This window comes from Pseudoroseicyclus sp. H15, from assembly GCF_054353345.1.
The window spans coordinates 73,573-89,441 of record NZ_JBTHJE010000009.1; the positions used below are offsets into that span (position 1 = coordinate 73,573).

Below are 15,869 nucleotides of genomic sequence, written 5' to 3' on the forward strand. Positions count from 1 at the left end.
CAGCTACAAGTCCATCTGTCACCCTTGCGCCGGGCGCCGGCGTGGAACAAGCAAGGCATGTTCGTGGTATTCCGCCGAAACCCGCGACAATCCAAACTGCCGGAGGTGACTTGTGAGCGAAACCGAAACGATCATCGCCCCGGCTGCCGAGACCCGCGCCGACTACCCCCTCCTCGCCAAGACCATCGCCGCCCTGACCGAGGGCGAAACCGATTCGGTGGCTCTGATGGCCACCCTCGCCTGCGAGCTGCACCACGCCGATTCGCGCTTCGACTGGACGGGCTTCTACCGCGTCGTCTCCCCCGGCCTCCTGAAGATCGGCCCCTACCAGGGCGGGCATGGCTGCCTCGTCATCCCCTTCGAGCGCGGCGTCTGCGGCGCCGCCGCCCGCACCGGGGAGGTGCAGATCGTCGATGACGTCGACGACTTCCCCGGCCACATCGCCTGCGCCAGCTCCACCCGGTCGGAGATCGTGCTGCCGGTCTGGGACGCCGCCGGCGCCCTCATCGCCGTCCTCGACATCGACAGCGATCAGCCCGCCGCCTTCGATGCCGCCGATGCCGAGGCGCTGACGGCGATCCTCGCCGCGACCTTCGCTCACTCCTGAGGCAGGCCGTCCTCGATGGCGTAGTAATCGCCCTTGTCGGCGGTGAAGATGTGCCGCTCCAGCCTTAGCCCCGTCGGGCTCTCCACCGCCCCGGCGGCAAAGCTGATCTCGTCGCTCCCGATGACCTGCCAGAACAGGAAACTCCCGCAGCTGCCGCAGAAGCCCCGGCGCACCTTTTCGCTCGCCTGGTACCAGCTCGGCTCGCCATGGATGGTGATGGCGGAGAGGGGCACGGTGGACGAGGCCCAATAATGGCCCGATTGCTTGCGGCACTGCCCGCAATGGCAGGCCCAGACGGGGCTCGCGCCCCCCGTCACCTCGAAGGTGACCTCCCCGCAGAGGCAGCCGCCCCTCACGCCGTCACCTCGTAGTAATCGCCCTTGTCCTCAAGGAAGATGTGCTCCTCCAGCGCCCCGCCCGAGGCACCGTCGATCAGCCCGGCCTCGAAGCTCCACGCCCCGTCCGCCGCGCGGAACCAGACTTTGCTGCCGCAGGTCCCGCAAAATCCGCGGCTGGCGCCCGAGGGCATCTCGTGGACGCGCAGGCTCTCCTGCGCCAGCCAGCGGATCTCCCCCGGCTCCACGTCGAAGCTGGCGGCAAAATGGCCGGAGAGCTTGCGGCACTGGCTGCAATGGCAGGCAGTGATGGCGCCGGCGGGCCGGTCCATCTCGTAGCGGATTGCGCCGCAGAGGCAGGAGGCGTGGATCATCTGGGGCTCCAGTGTGCCTGCCGACGCTGCCACTTCGCGGGGCGCCCGTCCATCCCGGCGCCCGAACGATCCCGATGGGAAACAAGATGCGAGCGGGACAACGCCGCCCACCCTGCACGCCAGCTGTTTCATACCTATATTTCGCGCTACATCTGGCCCAGCGCCCTCCCCCAACAGATGAGCCTGCCCCATGCCCTTCCTCGATGACATCCAAGCCCAGCTGCAAGACATCCGCGACGAGGGGCTGTGGAAGGAAGAGCGCCCGCTCTCATCCCCGCAGGGCGGGCGGGTGCAGGTGGCGGGGCGCGAGGTCATCAACCTGTGCGCCAACAACTACCTCGGCCTCGCCGACCACCCCGATCTCATCCGCGCCTCGCAGGAGGCGCTAGGCGAGATGGGCTACGGCATGGCCTCCGTCCGCTTCATCTGCGGCACGGCGGAGATCCACCGGCAGCTCGAGCAGCGCCTCGCCCGCTGGCTCGGCCATGACGATGCCATCCTCTTCGCCGCCTGTTTCGACGCCAACGGCGCCCTCTTCGAACCGCTCCTCGGCCCCGAGGACGCGGTGATCTCCGACAGCCTCAACCACGCCTCGATCATCGACGGCATTCGCCTGTGCAAGGCGCAGCGCTACCGCTTCGCCAATTCCGACATGGCCGATCTGGAGGCCAAGCTGAAGGAGGCCCGCGAGAAGGGCGCTCGCAACATCATGATCGCCACCGACGGCGTCTTCTCGATGGATGGCTATTTCGCCAACCTCCCCGAGATCCGCCGCCTCGCCGACGAATACGAGGCGCTGGTGATGGTCGACGATTGCCACGCCACCGGCTTCGTCGGCGCCACCGGGGCCGGTACGCCGGAGCGGGCGGGAGTGAAGGTCGATGTCATCACCGGCACGCTCGGCAAGGCGCTCGGCGGCGCCATCGGCGGCTATATCGCCGGGCCCCAGCCGGTCATCGACCTTCTCCGCCAGCGCGCCCGGCCCTACCTCTTCTCCAACGCCCTGCCGCCGGCGATCTGCGCCGCCTCGCTCGTCGCCATCGACATGGCCGAGACGGGCGACGACCTGCGCGCGCAGCTGACCGAGAACACCGCCTACTGGCGCGCGGGGCTTGAGCGCCTCGGCTTCGAGCTTCTGCCCGGCGAGCACCCGATCGTGCCGGTCATGCTGCACGAGGCGCCGAAGGCGCAGGCCATGGCGGCCAAGCTCGGCGAGCTCGGCGTCTATGTCTCGGGCTTCTTCTACCCCGTCGTGCCGAAGGGCCGCGCCCGCATCCGCACCCAGATGAACGCCGCGCTCACCCGCGCCGATCTCGACACCGCGCTCGCCGCCTTCGAAGAGGCCGGCCGCGCCACCGGAGCCCTGCAATGAGCACCAATGAAATGCGCGCCCTCGTGAAGGCCCGGCCCGAGGAGGGCCTGTGGATGGAGACGCGCCCCGTCCCCGAGATCGGCCCCGACGATGTGCTGATCCGCGTCAACAAGACCGGCATCTGCGGCACCGACGTGCATATCTGGAACTGGGACGAATGGGCGGCGAGGACCGTGCCCGTGCCGCTGGTCACGGGCCATGAGTTCGCCGGAGAGATCGTCGAGTTGGGCCGCGACGTGGAGGGGCTGGAGCTCGGCCAGCGCGTCTCCGGCGAGGGGCACCTGATCGGCAAGACCTCCCGCCAGTCCCGCGCCGGCAAGTTCCACCTCGACCCGGCGACGCGCGGCATCGGCGTGAACGAGCAGGGCGCCTTCGCGGAATACCTCCGCCTCCCCGCCTTCAACGTCGTCCCCCTGCCCGACGCGGTCGACGACGAGATCGGCGCCATCCTCGACCCGCTCGGCAACGCCGTGCACACGGCGCTCAGCTTCGATCTCGTCGGCGAGGACGTGCTGGTCACCGGCGCCGGCCCCATCGGCATCATGGCGGCGGCGGTCGCCCGGCACGTGGGGGCGCGCCACGTGGTGGTGACGGATGTGAACCCGGCGCGGCTGGCGCTGGCGGAGCAGGTGGCTGACGTGGTGCCGGTGAACGTCGCCGAGGAGGATCTGGGCGACGTGGTGGCCCGGCTGAAGATGAAGCAGGGCTTCGACGTGGGGCTCGAGATGTCCGGCAACCAGCGCGCCCTCGACCAGATGGTGGAGAGCCTCGTGATGGGCGGGCGCATCGCGCTCTTGGGGATCCCCCCGGGCAAGAGCCCGGTCGACTGGAGCCGCATCGTCTTCAAGGCGATCACCATCAAGGGCGTCTACGGCCGCGAGATCTTCGAGACCTGGTACAAGATGCTGGCGATGCTGGAGAACGGCCTCGACGTGCGCCGCGTCATCACCCACCGCTTCAAGGCGGCGGAGTTCGCGCAGGGCTTTGCCGAAATGCGCGGCGGTGCCTCTGGCAAGGTGGTGCTCGACTGGACATGACAGGCGCAGCGGCGGAAAAGCCCGCCGCTGCACCCGTTCAATCAGAACTTGCCGTTGTCATGCGCCATCTCGGCGGGGATCTCGGAGACGACATCCCAATGCTCGACGATCTTGCCGTCTTCCACCCGGAAGAGATCGAAGAACGCCGTCGGCACATCGCCCAGCGAACCCTCTGACGCGGCGAAGACGAAATTGCCCTCGGCCACCACCAGCTCAACCTCGTCATAGACCATCGTGATGCCCTGCTCGGCCATCGCGCCCAGCGCGGCGCCCAGGCCATCCAGCCCGTCGGCAATGCCCGGGTTGTGCTGAATATAGGTCTCGGTCGAGACGTAGTCGGTGATCGTCTCGGGCGCCGCGCCCTGCAGCACATCGGCGATGAAGCCCTCGACCAGCGCCTTGTTCTCGGCGGTCAGCTCAAGGTCGGTCACCTCGGTGGCGCCATCGGTCATCGTGTGGCCAGAGGCGGTTTGTGCCGGCGGCACCTGCAGATTGTCCCAATGCTCGGCGACCTTGCCGTCTTCCACCCGGTAGACATCGAAGGCCACCAGCGTGTCGGCCCCGAAAGCCTGCGCGTTCTGGTAGGTGTTGTGCATCACCACCAGATCGCCCTCGCTGATCACCCGGTGGGTGGTCAGCTCGATCCCGCTATCCTCCAGCGCCGGGATGAAGCCGATGATGGGCGCCGCCCCGCTGGGCACGCCGGTGTTGTGCTGAATGTAATCGGGCGCCAGCAGCTCTTCGGCCGCTTGAGGATCGAAGCTGGTGAAAATGGCGGTGACGGCGGAGATGACGATCTCTGTGGGGGTCATGGCGGGGCCTTTCGACTCAAGGTTGCTGTGTTGATGCCGGAGTGGTATCAAAATCGAACCAAGTATCAATTAGGCACTATTTAGGAACCCGGTATGCTTCAGGTCACCGCCCTCACCAAGGAAGACGCCGAGCACTGCCCGATCCGGCAGGTGCTCTCGAAGGTCACCGGCAAATGGCAGGTGCTGATCGTGCTGGCGCTGGAAGATGGCGCCCTGCGCTTCGGCGAGCTGAAACGCACCATCGGCGACATCACCCAGCGTGTGCTCACCGAGAACCTGCGCAGCCTCGAACGCGACGGCTACCTCACCCGCACGGTCGACCCCGGCCCGCCCATCGCGGTGCACTACGCGCTGACGCCGCTGGGGGAGGAGCTGATGGAGATGCTCAAAACCATGGTCACCTGGGCCGCCCGCAGCCATGACGCGGTGCGCAGTGCCCGCGGCGCCTACGACGCGGCCTGACCTCTGCGGCGGGGGCGCCAGCTCGCCCTCGATATCTCCGCCGAAATCCTGAGGCGAACCGCCGCGTACCCCGCCGCCAGAGGGCTTTGACAAACCGCACCTCCCGGCGCATCCGTGGGCGGATTTTCTCAGACGGCCGCACCATGACCACGCCCGAATCCTCCCCCCTGCGGCTGATGCTCACCGGCGGCCTCGGCTTCGCCCTCATCGGCGCCGTGCCCGGCCTCTACGGCCTCGCCCTGCCGGGCTGGACGGCCGCCTATGGCAGCGCCGGCGCCGGGTGGATCATCGGCCTGCACGGGTTCGGCTCGACCATCGCGGTGCTCTGCGGCCTCTTCGGCCTGCTCCGCCTCACCCTGCGCCTCGCCCTCTCTGCTCTGGCGCTCGGCACGCTCGCGCTCGGCTTCGGGCCGGGCTGGGGCGTGCTTCTGCCCGCCGCTATCGTCACCGGCTTCGGCTTCGGCGCGATGTCGGTCGTGGTGAACCGGCGCTTCCTCACCGAATTCGGGGCGCGCGGGCCCGGCATGGTCGGCCTCGTCAACGCCATCTACGGCATCGGCGCCATCGCTGCGCCGCCGGCCCTGCTTATCACCGCCGGGCGGCCCGGCCCCGTCTATGCCGGGCTCGCCGTTCTGGCCCTCCTGGCCCTGCCCTTCGTCAAGCCAGGCCCCCGCCGCGGCGCCGCCTCCCTCGGCCTGCCGCCGCTGCATGCGGGGCGGCTGTCGATCCTCGCTTTCATCTTCGCCTCCGCCGTCATCGAGAGCACGCTCGTCGGCTACGGGCCCAGCGCCCTCCTCGCCATCGGGATGGCGCAGGCGAACGTCGCCCTCCTCACCTCCGGATTCTTCGCCACCTTCCTGGCGGGGCGACTGGCGCTCTACTGGCTGGCGCCCCGCCTGCAGCCCGAGCATGTGCTCGCCGCCGGGTTCTTCTGGGTCGCCGCGGCGCTCGTGCTCGTCGTGGCCGGTCTGCCCGCCCTCGGCTTCGTCGCCGCGGGCGCAGGCGTCGCCATCAAGTTCCCCGCCTTCTACGTCTGGGCCACGCAGGTGCTGGGTCCTGACGAACGCTTCGGCGCCGCGCCCCTGCTCGGCGCGCTCCTCGGCGGCACGCTCGGCCCCTTCGCGCTCGCGCCCCTCATGGCGGCCGCCGGCGCGCCGGTGCTCTTCCCCGTCATCGCCGGGCTGGCGCTGGCCGCGGGGCTGGCCCTGCTGGCAAGCCTGCGCCGCATCGCGCGCATCTCTGCCGCCGCGCTGGACAAGCGCGCCCCTGCCTGACCAGATACGCGCCATGGATCTCAAGGCGCACCGCTCCATCCTTGCCGTCATCGGCCGCACCCCGGCCGTCTGGCTCGACCGCATCACCCGCGCTCGCGGGCTCGACGGGCGGATCATGGCCAAGCTCGACTACCTCAACCCCGGCGGCTCGAAGAAGGACCGCGCCGCCCTCGGCATCATCGAAGAGGCCGAGGGGCGCGGCGATCTGGTGCCCGGCCAGACGGTGGTGGAGCTGACCTCCGGCAACATGGGCACCGGCCTCGCCATCGTCTGCGCCATCCGCGGCCATCCCTTCGTCGCCATCATGAGCGCCGGCAACAGCGCCGAGCGCGCCCGCATGATGCGCGCCCTGGGCGCCGAAGTGGTGCTGGTGCCGCAGGCAGAGGGCGGCACGCCCGGCCAGGTCTCCGGCGCCGATCTGGCGCTGGTAGAGGCCGAGGCGCAGCGCCTCACCGAAGAGCGCGGCGCCTTCCGGGCCGATCAGTTCCACCGCCCCGGCAACCCCGCCGCCCATGCCGCCGGCACGGGCAGCGAGATGTGGCAGAACTCCAGCGGCTCGCTCACCGCTTTCGCCGATTTCGCCGGCTCCGGTGGCACCTATGCCGGCTGCATCCGCACGCTGAAGGCGCTGGGCGGCGTGCGTGGCTATCTGGTGGAGCCCTCGGGCGCCGAGGCGCTGGCGGGCCGCGAGGTGACCGACCCGAACCACCCCATCCAGGGCGGCGGCTATGCGATGGCCGAGCTCGATTTCCTCAAGGACGTGCCCGTCGACGGCCATATCGCGGTGACGGGGGAAGAGGCCCGCACGGCCGCCCGCACCCTGGCCCGTGAAGAGGGCATCTTCGGCGGCTATTCCTCCGGCGCCAACCTGGCAGCGGCTCTGAAGCTGCTGGAGGGGCCGGAAAAGGGGGGGCGCATCGGCATCGTCATCTGCGATTCCGGCCTGAAGTACCTCTCGACCGATCTCTGGGACGACGCGGACTAAGTCCAGGCGCCCGCCACCCCTTCCCTTTCGCGCCGCGAGACCCGATCTATAGGCCATGACCACGCCCTATCTCGTCCTCCTGATCCTCGAAGGGCTCGTTTTCTTCGCCTGGGCGGCGAGCATGTTTCAGGCCGCGTTCCGCATCCGCACCCGCGCCGTCGAGCAGACCCGTCAGCTCTGGCCCGGCCCCCGCGCCGTCGGCCCGGCGCTGGCAGCCTGGGCGCGCGATCCGTCGCAACGCGGGCTGAAGCTGCGGGTGGTCGTCCTCACCATCCTGCTTTTCGCCCTCATCGCCGCCGCGGGGCTCACCGGGGCCGCCGGTGCTTGAGCTCCGCGATGTCCGCAAGAGCTACCCCGGCGGCGGCGAGGTGCTGCGCGGCGTCAGCCTCTCCCTTGCCTCGGGCGAGAGCCTGGCGCTGACAGGCGAAAGCGGCTCCGGCAAATCCACCCTCATGCATCTGGCCGCCGGGCTCGACGTGCCCGAGGCCGGCGATGTGCTCATCGGCGGCGAGAACACCCGCAGCCTCGGCGAGGCCGGCCGCGCCACCCTTCGCCGCGGCACGGTGGGGCTGGTCTTCCAGCAGTTCAACCTGATCCCCTCGCTGACGGCCGGCGCAAACATCGCCTTCCACGCCCGCCTCGCGGAGCGGCAAGACGATGCCTTCGCCACCCGCCTCGCCGAACGCCTGGGTCTCTCCCCCCACCTCTCCAAATACCCCGAAGAACTTTCGGGCGGCCAGCAGCAGCGCGTCGCCATCGCCCGCACGCTCGCCGCCCGCCCCGCCCTGATCCTTGCCGACGAGCCCACCGGCAATCTCGACGAGGCCAGCGCCAGCGAGGTGCTCACCCTCCTCCTCGAACTGGCCGCCGAGCAAAACGCCGCCCTCCTCACCGTCACCCATTCCCCCAACGTCGCCTCAGCCATGTCGCGCCGCCTGCACCTCTCCGCCGGCCGCATAGCCCCCGCCTCTTCATGACGTCTTCCTTCCCTTCGACTGCCAAATATCCTCGGGGGGGCTGCCGCAGGCAGCGGGGGGCAGACAGCCCCCCTCCGCCGTCTCCTCCCTATCGCGCCTCCGCGAGGCGCTCCGTCAGGAGCGACGAGCCATGACCCGCGCCACCCTCACCGCAATCCTCTCGCACTGGCGCCGCGCCCCGCTGCAGCTCCTCGCCCTGCTGGCCGGCCTCGCGCTCGCCACCGCGCTCTGGACGGCGGTTCAGGCGATCAATGCCGAAGCGCGCGCCGCCTATGCCTCCGCCGCCGGCGTGCTCGGCGAGGCAGATCATGCCCAGCTGGTCTCCGAAGATGGCGGCCCGATTCCCATGGCCACCGCCACCGCGCTCCGCCGGCAGGGCTGGCTCGTCTCGCCCGTGATCGAGGGGCGCTGGCAGGGGCAGCGGCTCGTCGGGCTCGACCCGCTCACCGCCCCCTTCTCCACCGGCTCGGGCGAAGGCTTCGACCTCGCGCGTTTCCTCACGCCGCCCGGCCAGATCATCGGCACCGCCGCCGCCCTCTCCGCCCTGCCCGCCGATTTCCCCGGCCAGCCGGTGGAAGACCCGGGCGCCGCCCCCGGCACGCTGATCACCGACCTTACAATCGCCCAGCGCCTTCTGGAGCAGCCGGGCGAGGCCAGCCGGCTCATCCTCACCGGCGAGGTCCCCCTCGGCCGCCCGCCGCTGGAGAGCGTCGCCCCCGGCCTCCTCCTGCAGCCTGCCAGCGGCGCGGGCGAGGTCGACCGGCTGACGCGCAGCTTCCATCTTAACCTGACCGCTTTCGGCTTTCTGGCCTTCGCCACCGGCATCTTCATCGCCCATGCCGCCGTCGGCCTTGCCATCGAGCAGCGCCGCCCGCTCGTGCGCACCCTCCGCGCCCTCGGCGTGCCGCTGCCGGTGATCCTGCGCAGCCTCGCGCTGGAGCTGCTCGTCTTCGCCGCCGTTGCCGCGGTTCTGGGCCTCGCCCTCGGCCTCGGCGTCGCCGCGCTCCTGCTGCCCGACGTCTCCGCCACGCTCGGCAGCCTCTACGGCGCCGAGGTGCCGGGCACCCTGTCGCTGCGCCCCGCCGCAATCTTCGCCGCGCTCGCCATGAGCCTCGCCGGCGCCGGGCTCGCCGGGGCCTCCGGCCTCTGGCAGATCGCGCGGATGCCGCTCCTCGCCTCCGCCGGCGGCCGCGCCTGGGCGATGCGCGCCGGGCGGGGCCGGGCGCTGCAGGCGGCAGCTGGCGCGGCGTTGCTGGCCTTCGCCGCGCTGATGCTCCTCGGGCAGAGCCTGCCCGCCGCCTTCGCCCTGCTCGCCGGGCTGCTTCTTGGCGCGGCGCTGCTGCTGCCGGGCCTGCTATCCTTGGTGCTGCGGGGCGCCGAAAAGCTGGCGCGCCGCCCCCTCGCCGAATGGTTCTGGGCCGACAGCCGCCAGCAGCTGCCCGGCCTGTCACTGGCGCTGATGGCGCTGCTGCTGGCCATGGCGGCGAATGTGGGCGTCTCGACGATGGTCTCGTCCTTCCGCGCGACCTTCACAGGTTTCCTCGACCAGCGCCTGATAGCCGATCTCTATGTCGACCTCGCCGGGCCCGAGGAAGCCCCGGCGCTGGAGGAAGCAGACGCACGCCTTCTGCCGCTCCTCTCCGCCCCGCAGCCCCTGCGCGGCCATCCGGGCGAGGTGCTGGGGATGCGCCCCGACCCCGGCTACCGGGCGGCCTGGGGCTTTCTGCAGGCGGTGCCGGAGGTCTGGGACAGGCTCGACACGGGCGACGGGGTGATCGTCAACGAGCAATTCGCGCGGGCCGAGGGGCTGGTGCCCGGCGATGCGCTGCAGATCGGCGGCGCGGAGCTTCCGCTCCTCGGCATCTACGGCGATTACGGCAACCCCGACTGGCAGGCCATCGTCACCGAGCCGCTCTTCCGCCAGCTCTATCCAGAGGTTGTGCCAACCCGCTACGGCCTCATCACGGGCAACCCTGACGCAGTGCAGGCGGCGCTGGTGGAGGCCGGCATCGCGCCGGGCCGGATTACCGATCAGGCGGCGGTGAAGGCCTATTCGCTGGAGATCTTCGAGCGGACCTTCACCGTGACCGCCGCACTCAATGCCGCGACGCTCGGCACCGCCGCGCTGGCCATCCTGTTCTCGCTGCTCACCATCGCGGAGCGGCGCCTGCCGCAGCTCGCCCCCGTCTGGGCGCTGGGGCTGACGCGCGGCCGCCTGTCGCTTCTGGAGCTCGGGCGCGCACTGATGCTGGCCGCGCTGACCGGGCTTGCCGCCATCCCGCTCGGCCTAGCGCTGGCGGCGGCACTGCTGGCGAAGGTCAACACCGCCGCCTTCGGCTGGCGTCTGCCGATGTATCTCTTCCCTGCCGATTACGCGCGGCTCTTCGCGCTCTGCCTGCTCGCCGCTGCTTTGGCCGCGCTCTGGCCCGCCTGGCGCCTCCGCCGCAAGGCGCCCTCGGAGCTCTTGAAGGTCTTCGCCCATGATGCCTGACCGCGCCGCTCTTCGAGCCTGCCGGCTCGCCTCGCTGCTCCTCTGCCTGGGCGGCACCGCCATCGCGCAGGGCTATGCCGGGCTGGGTGAGGGGGCGGAAGGTTTCGCAGAAGTCACGCCGGGCCGGACCTTCACCTTCCCGGAGGACCATGGGCCCCATCCCGACTACCGGATCGAATGGTGGTACATCACGGCCAATCTGGAGGGTGCCGACGGCGCGAGCTACGGCCTGCAATGGACGCTGTTCCGCTCGGCGCTCACCCCAGAGGGCCCGGATGTCTGGTTCGCCCATGCCGCCGTGACCTCTGCCGACACCCATCTCGCCACCGCCCGCTATGCCCGCGGCGACACCGGGCAGGCCGGCGTGGTGGCCGCCCCCTTCGAGGCCTGGATCGACGAATGGCAGATGGCGGGTGAGACGCTGGACGATCTGCGCCTTACTGCCGCCGGGCCAGAGTTCAGTTACGACGTGCGGCTGGAGGCGCAGGGCCCGATCGTGCTGCAGGGCGAGGCGGGCTATTCGGTGAAGAGCCCCGAAGGGCAGGCCAGCCGCTACTACTCGCAGCCCTTCTACGAGGTGACAGGAAGCCTGACCCTGCCGCAGGGCGAGGTGGACGTGACGGGAGAGGCCTGGCTCGACCGGGAATTCTCGTCGCAATATCTCGGCATCGGGCAGGAGGGCTGGGACTGGTGGGGACTCAGCTTCGATGACGGCTCGCGGCTGATGGGCTTCGTGCTGCGCGGTGAGGAGGATTTCACCCCCGCCACCTGGATCAGCCCCGACGGCACAGCGGAGCCCTTCGCGGACGGCGCGTTCACCGCGACCCCTCTGGAGACGGCAGAGGTCGCCGGCCGCGACGTGCCGGTGCGCTGGCGGCTGGAGCTGCCGCCGAAGGGCGTGAACATCGAGGTGACCCCGCTCAACCCCGGCTCGTGGATGGAGGTGGTGCCGCCCTACTGGGAAGGCCCGGTCACCTTCACCGGCAGCCACACAGGGCGCGGCTACATGGAACTGACGGGATACGAATGAGCCGGGCTCTGGCGCCCCGCCCGGCCCGCGTGGCAGAAGGCGCCATGAGCGACGAACCCGATACCCTCCCCCGCCTCTGGCAGGCCGCCTGCGCGCTGCTTGGAGCCTGCCCGCGTGAGGTGACGCTCGCGACGATGGGGCGCGAGGGGCCGCAGGCGCGGGTGGTGATGCTGCGCGGAGCCGAGATGGGCGCGCGGGTGGAGAGCGAGGAGGGGGGCTGTCTGCCCCCCGCCGCCGGTGGCGGCCCCCCCGAGGATTTGTTTGGAGCAAAGACAGGGGGGCCGCGGGCCTGGGTATTTACCGATGCGCAGACAGCCAAAGTGGAGGAGATCGAGGGAGATCCGCGGGTGGCACTGCTGCTTTGGGACAGGACGAGCGCGCTGCAGCTGCGGATAGCCGGGCGGGCGACGGTGAGCCTTGGGGTGCCGGAGGATGTCTGGGCCGGGATGGAAGAGGCGCAGCGGCGGAACTACGGCAAGGTGCCAGCGCCGGGGACGGTCATCGAGGAAGCGCTAGCCTATGAAGAGCGGCCGAGCGCGGCTGAGTTTGCGCGGATCGATGTCGCGCTGACCGAGCTTGAGGTGCTGCATCTTGGGCGGGTGCACCGGAGGGCGCGGTTCAGCGAGGCGGCGCCACAGGGGGAGTGGCTGGTGCCATGATGACGCATCCGCTCACGCGCGATCTCGTGCTGATCGGCGGCGGGCATGCCCATGCCCTAGTGTTGCGCCGCTGGGCCATGCGGCCCCTCACCGGCGCGCGTCTGACGCTGATCGACCCCGGCCCCGTCACCGCCTATTCGGGTATGCTGCCGGGGCTCGTCGCCGGCCATTACCGGCCCGAGCAGATGCAGATCGACCTCGTCCGCCTCGCCCGCGCCGCGGGGGCGCGGCTCGTGATCGGCACCGTGACCGGGATCGACCGGGCGCGCGGCGAGGTGCAGGTGCCGGGGCGCCCGCCGGTGGGCTATGACGTCGCCTCGCTCGATATCGGCATCACCTCCGCCATGCCGGATTTGCCGGGCTTCGCCGACCACGCCGTGCCCGCCAAGCCGCTCGGCGCCTTCGCGGCGCGCTGGAGTGCCTTCGTGGAGGGCGCGCGGGACGCGGATGTGACGATGATCGGCGGCGGCATCGCTGGGGTGGAGCTGGCGCTCGCCATGGCCCATGCGCTGCGCGGCAGAGGCTGCCGCGTGCGGCTGGTGGAGCGGGGGGCGCTGCTCGGGCGCCTGCCGGAGCGCAGCGCGGAGCGCATCCGCGCCGAGCTGGCTCGCGCGGAGGTGGCGGTGCTGGAGCACGCCGGTGTCGCCGCGGTGACGGCTGAGGCCGTTGAGCTGGCGGACGGGCGCCGCCTGCCTTCGGCCTTCACCGTCGGCGCTGCCGCGACCGCGCCGCAGGGCTGGCTGGAGCGCACCGGGCTGGACCTGCACGAGGGCTTCGTGACGGTGGGGCCCACCTTGCAGAGCAGCGACCCGGCCCTCTTCGCCGCCGGGGATTGCGCCCACTACAACTGGGCACCCCGGCCCAAGGCCGGCGTCTATGCCGTGCGCGCGGCACCGGTGCTCTTCGATAACCTGCGGGTGGCGCTGGAGGGCACGGGGCGGATGACCCGCTTCCGCCCGCAGAAGGATTACCTCAAGCTCGTCTCGCTCGGCGAGAAGCGAGCGCTGGCCGCGCGCGGCAAGCTGCTGCTCAAGGGCCCGCTCCTCTGGCGCTGGAAGGACCGGATCGACAGGCGCTTCATGGAGCGGCTGGGCGACGTCGCCCCGATGCGCCTCGAGGCGCCAAAACGGCAGGCGGCGGGGGCCGAGGCCTTCGGCGAAGCGGCGCTCTGCGGGGGCTGCGGCGCCAAGGTCGGGCGCGGGGCGCTCGGGGCAGCGCTCAATGGCCTGCCGGCGCCCGGGCCGGGGGTGGAGCGGCTGGCGGGCGACGATGCCGCCGTGCTCCATACCGGCGGCGCGCGGCAGGTGGTGACGACCGACCATCTGCGCGCCTTCACCGAAGACCCCTACACCATGGCCCGCCTCACCACGCTGCATGCGCTGGGCGATATCTGGGCCATGGGGGCACGCCCGCAGGCGGCCCTCCTGTCGCTGACCCTGCCGCGCATGGCCGAGGCGCTGCAACGGCGCACGCTGGCCGAGGTGATGGCGGGCATCGGTGAGGTCTTGCGCGCGGCAGGCGCCGAGATCGCCGGAGGCCACACGACGATGGGGGCCGAGATGCAGATCGGCCTGTCGCTGACCGGCCTTCTGGAGCGCGCGCCGATCACCCTCGCCGGGGCGCGGGCGGGGGATGCGCTGCTGCTGACGGCTCCCCTTGGCACCGGCACGATCCTCGCCGCCGAGATGGCGGGCCGGGCGCCGGGGAAGGTCGTGGCCGCCTGCCTCTCCGAAATGGGGCGCGGTCAGGGGCGCGCGGCGGAGATCCTGTGCGGCGCCCATGCGATGACGGATGTCACGGGCTTCGGCCTCGCCGGCCATCTCGCCGGGATGACGGAGGCGTCGGGCGTGGCGGCGGAGCTCGACCTGCCCGCCGTGCCGATGCTGGAGGGCGCCGAGGCGCTGGCGGCGGCGGGCGAGCGCAGCACCATCTGGGCCGACAACCGCGCCGGCGCCGGGCCGGTGAGCGGAGCGGTAGGGCCGCGGGGCGATCTGCTATTCGACCCGCAGACCTGCGGCGGGATGCTCGCCGCCGTGGCTTCGGAAGAGGTGGAAGGGCTGCTCGGGGCACTGCAGGAGGCGGGGTATCGGGCAGCGGTGATCGGGCGGATCGTGGCGGGAGAGCCACGGATCGTGGTGCGGCAGGGGATGCCGGGCTGAAGCCCTACCTAAGGCCCCTCCCTCGCGCCGTCGCTGGTCGGGCTTCAGCCCGGCTGCGGCCCGCCGCCCGCATCCAGCACCCGCTCCACCGCATCCGCTGCGGCCTCCAGCCCGGCCTCGTCCAGCGTCTCGGCCCGCACCTCGCCCATCACCTCCAGCCCGCGCGCCTCGCGGCTCTTGGCATAGGCCGGGTCGTAATGCTGCACCATCAACGCCTCGGCGAGGGCTTCGTGCTCGCCCGCCTCCGACAGCGCCAGCCAGCCATCCACCACCTCGCGCCCCCGCAGCCGCACCAGCGCACCGAGCTTCTCGGCCAGCCCCGCCTTGTCGGCGGCGATATCGTCATAGGCCCGCGCCAGATATCGGGCCCGGGCCTCCACCGGCGCCGAGATCACGATACGCCCGGCCTCGCCCATCGACTTCCATAGCGCGGGCGGCAGCGTGAGCTGGCCGATCTTGCTGCTCTCGGCCTCGACCAGCACGGGCTCGTCCGGCGACAGCGCGGCCAGCTTCACCGCCAGCTCCGTCTCGAAACCCTTCTGCGCGGGCTGCCCCTCCGGCATCGGCCCCAGCAGCGAGCCGCGATGATTGGCCACCCCCTCCAGATCGAGCACCTGCCGCCCGCGCGCCGCCAGCCGGTGCAGCAGCTCCGTCTTGGCGGTGCCGGTGTCGCCGTCGATCACGATCATCCGGTGCGGCAGCTCGCCCTCGTAGAGCGCGGCGGAAACAAGCCGGCGCCAGGTCTTGTAGCCGCCGTCCACCACATCCGCCCGCCAGCCGATCTGGCTCAGGATCGAGGCGAAGGAATTGCTGCGTTGCCCACCCCGCCAGCAATAAACCAGCGGCTGCCAGCCCCCATCCCGGTCGGCCAGCGGCCCCTGAATATGCTCTGCCGCATTGCACGCCACCAGCGCCGCGCCCACCTTGCGCGCCTTGAACGGGCTCTCCTGCTTGTAGATCGTGCCTACCACAGCCCGCTCCTCGTTGGAGAGGACGGGCAGCGAGATGGCGCCCGGCACGTGATCCTCGGCATATTCCGCCGGTGAGCGCACGTCGATCACATCGTCGAAACCGTGGTTCAGAAACGCATCGAGAGAGTGGAATTGCTTGGCCATTCCGCCTCATACCGCGCCCCCGCCGCGCTCGCCAGCGCCCCTGATCTCGCTTTTCTGCAAATATCCCGGGGGGCCGCAGGCGGGGGCAGAGCCCCCTCACCATCAGCCTCCTCGCCCAACCTGTGCCGCAGCAGCGCCGCTGCCCGGGCAGGCCGGGGTGGGTGGGCGGGAGGCCTGCCC

Annotated in this window: 16 protein-coding genes; 12 read left to right on the plus strand and 4 right to left on the minus strand. The window is 71.1% G+C overall.

Going from position 1 to position 15,869, the window contains the following annotated elements; genetic code table 11:
* Nucleotides 1-112 precede the first annotated feature (112 nt).
* On the plus strand, nucleotides 113-607 hold the full coding sequence (locus ACXN5S_RS19175) for a GAF domain-containing protein (RefSeq protein ID WP_458607094.1): 495 nt from the start codon (nucleotides 113-115) through the stop codon (nucleotides 605-607).
* Here ACXN5S_RS19175 and ACXN5S_RS19180 read toward each other — a convergent pair.
* Nucleotides 598-963, minus strand: coding sequence for a GFA family protein (locus ACXN5S_RS19180; RefSeq protein WP_458607095.1), 366 nt, complete (start codon nucleotides 961-963; stop codon nucleotides 598-600). The two genes, ACXN5S_RS19175 and ACXN5S_RS19180, sit on opposite strands and share 10 nt — an antisense overlap.
* Complete coding sequence (locus ACXN5S_RS19185; RefSeq protein WP_458607096.1) at nucleotides 960-1,316, minus strand: GFA family protein; 357 nt, start codon at nucleotides 1,314-1,316, stop codon at nucleotides 960-962. The genes ACXN5S_RS19180 and ACXN5S_RS19185 overlap by 4 nt, the downstream gene beginning before the upstream one ends.
* A 190-nt stretch (nucleotides 1,317-1,506) precedes the next feature.
* Here ACXN5S_RS19185 and ACXN5S_RS19190 point away from each other — a divergent pair, with 190 nt between their 5' ends.
* Together ACXN5S_RS19190 and tdh are read left to right on the plus strand one after the other, a co-directional pair.
* Complete coding sequence (locus ACXN5S_RS19190; RefSeq protein WP_458607097.1) at nucleotides 1,507-2,688, plus strand: glycine C-acetyltransferase; 1,182 nt, start codon at nucleotides 1,507-1,509, stop codon at nucleotides 2,686-2,688.
* Between the two features lie 11 nt (nucleotides 2,689-2,699).
* Nucleotides 2,700-3,725, plus strand: a complete 1,026-nt coding sequence (gene tdh, locus ACXN5S_RS19195) for an L-threonine 3-dehydrogenase (RefSeq protein WP_458607111.1) — start codon at nucleotides 2,700-2,702, stop codon at nucleotides 3,723-3,725.
* A gap of 41 nt (nucleotides 3,726-3,766) precedes the next feature.
* Here the strand turns inward: tdh and ACXN5S_RS19200 are convergent, their stop codons facing one another.
* Nucleotides 3,767-4,537 carry a nuclear transport factor 2 family protein gene (locus tag ACXN5S_RS19200; protein ID WP_458607098.1) on the minus strand — a complete coding sequence of 257 codons (771 nt, stop codon included), beginning with the start codon at nucleotides 4,535-4,537 and terminating at the stop codon, nucleotides 3,767-3,769.
* A 93-nt stretch (nucleotides 4,538-4,630) separates the two neighbouring features.
* Between ACXN5S_RS19200 and ACXN5S_RS19205 the strand changes: the two genes are divergently transcribed.
* The 9 genes from ACXN5S_RS19205 (at nucleotide 4,631) to selD (ending at nucleotide 14,574) form a co-directional block, all read left to right on the plus strand.
* Nucleotides 4,631-4,999: a winged helix-turn-helix transcriptional regulator gene (locus tag ACXN5S_RS19205; RefSeq protein WP_458607099.1), complete on the plus strand. Its 369-nt coding sequence runs from the start codon at nucleotides 4,631-4,633 to the stop codon at nucleotides 4,997-4,999.
* 143 nt (nucleotides 5,000-5,142) lie between these two features.
* Entirely contained in the window at nucleotides 5,143-6,273 is a 1,131-nt protein-coding gene (locus ACXN5S_RS19210; protein ID WP_458607100.1) for a hypothetical protein, read from the plus strand.
* A gap of 13 nt (nucleotides 6,274-6,286) precedes the next feature.
* Nucleotides 6,287-7,258, plus strand: a complete 972-nt coding sequence (locus ACXN5S_RS19215) for a PLP-dependent cysteine synthase family protein (RefSeq protein WP_458607101.1) — start codon at nucleotides 6,287-6,289, stop codon at nucleotides 7,256-7,258.
* Nucleotides 7,259-7,313: 55 nt separating this feature from the next.
* Nucleotides 7,314-7,586 carry a hypothetical protein gene (locus tag ACXN5S_RS19220; protein ID WP_458607102.1) on the plus strand — a complete coding sequence of 91 codons (273 nt, stop codon included), beginning with the start codon at nucleotides 7,314-7,316 and terminating at the stop codon, nucleotides 7,584-7,586.
* Nucleotides 7,579-8,235 (plus strand): ABC transporter ATP-binding protein, encoded by a 657-nt coding sequence (locus ACXN5S_RS19225; RefSeq protein WP_458607103.1) that lies wholly within the window; start codon nucleotides 7,579-7,581, stop codon nucleotides 8,233-8,235. The genes ACXN5S_RS19220 and ACXN5S_RS19225 overlap by 8 nt, the downstream gene beginning before the upstream one ends.
* Before the next feature lie 130 nt (nucleotides 8,236-8,365).
* Complete coding sequence (locus ACXN5S_RS19230) at nucleotides 8,366-10,726, plus strand: FtsX-like permease family protein (protein ID WP_458607104.1); 2,361 nt, start codon at nucleotides 8,366-8,368, stop codon at nucleotides 10,724-10,726.
* Nucleotides 10,716-11,756, plus strand: coding sequence for a lipocalin-like domain-containing protein (locus ACXN5S_RS19235; RefSeq protein ID WP_458607105.1), 1,041 nt, complete (start codon nucleotides 10,716-10,718; stop codon nucleotides 11,754-11,756). Before ACXN5S_RS19230 ends, ACXN5S_RS19235 begins: the two co-directional genes overlap by 11 nt.
* 44 nt (nucleotides 11,757-11,800) lie before the next feature.
* Complete coding sequence (locus ACXN5S_RS19240) at nucleotides 11,801-12,415, plus strand: pyridoxamine 5'-phosphate oxidase family protein (RefSeq protein ID WP_458607106.1); 615 nt, start codon at nucleotides 11,801-11,803, stop codon at nucleotides 12,413-12,415.
* Nucleotides 12,412-14,574 (plus strand): selenide, water dikinase SelD, encoded by a 2,163-nt coding sequence (selD, locus tag ACXN5S_RS19245; RefSeq protein ID WP_458607107.1) that lies wholly within the window; start codon nucleotides 12,412-12,414, stop codon nucleotides 14,572-14,574. The genes ACXN5S_RS19240 and selD overlap by 4 nt, the downstream gene beginning before the upstream one ends.
* A 44-nt stretch (nucleotides 14,575-14,618) precedes the next feature.
* Here selD and mnmH read toward each other — a convergent pair whose 3' ends face one another.
* Nucleotides 14,619-15,689 (minus strand): tRNA 2-selenouridine(34) synthase MnmH, encoded by a 1,071-nt coding sequence (gene mnmH, locus ACXN5S_RS19250; RefSeq protein ID WP_458607108.1) that lies wholly within the window; start codon nucleotides 15,687-15,689, stop codon nucleotides 14,619-14,621.
* Nucleotides 15,690-15,869: the final 180 nt, after the last annotated feature.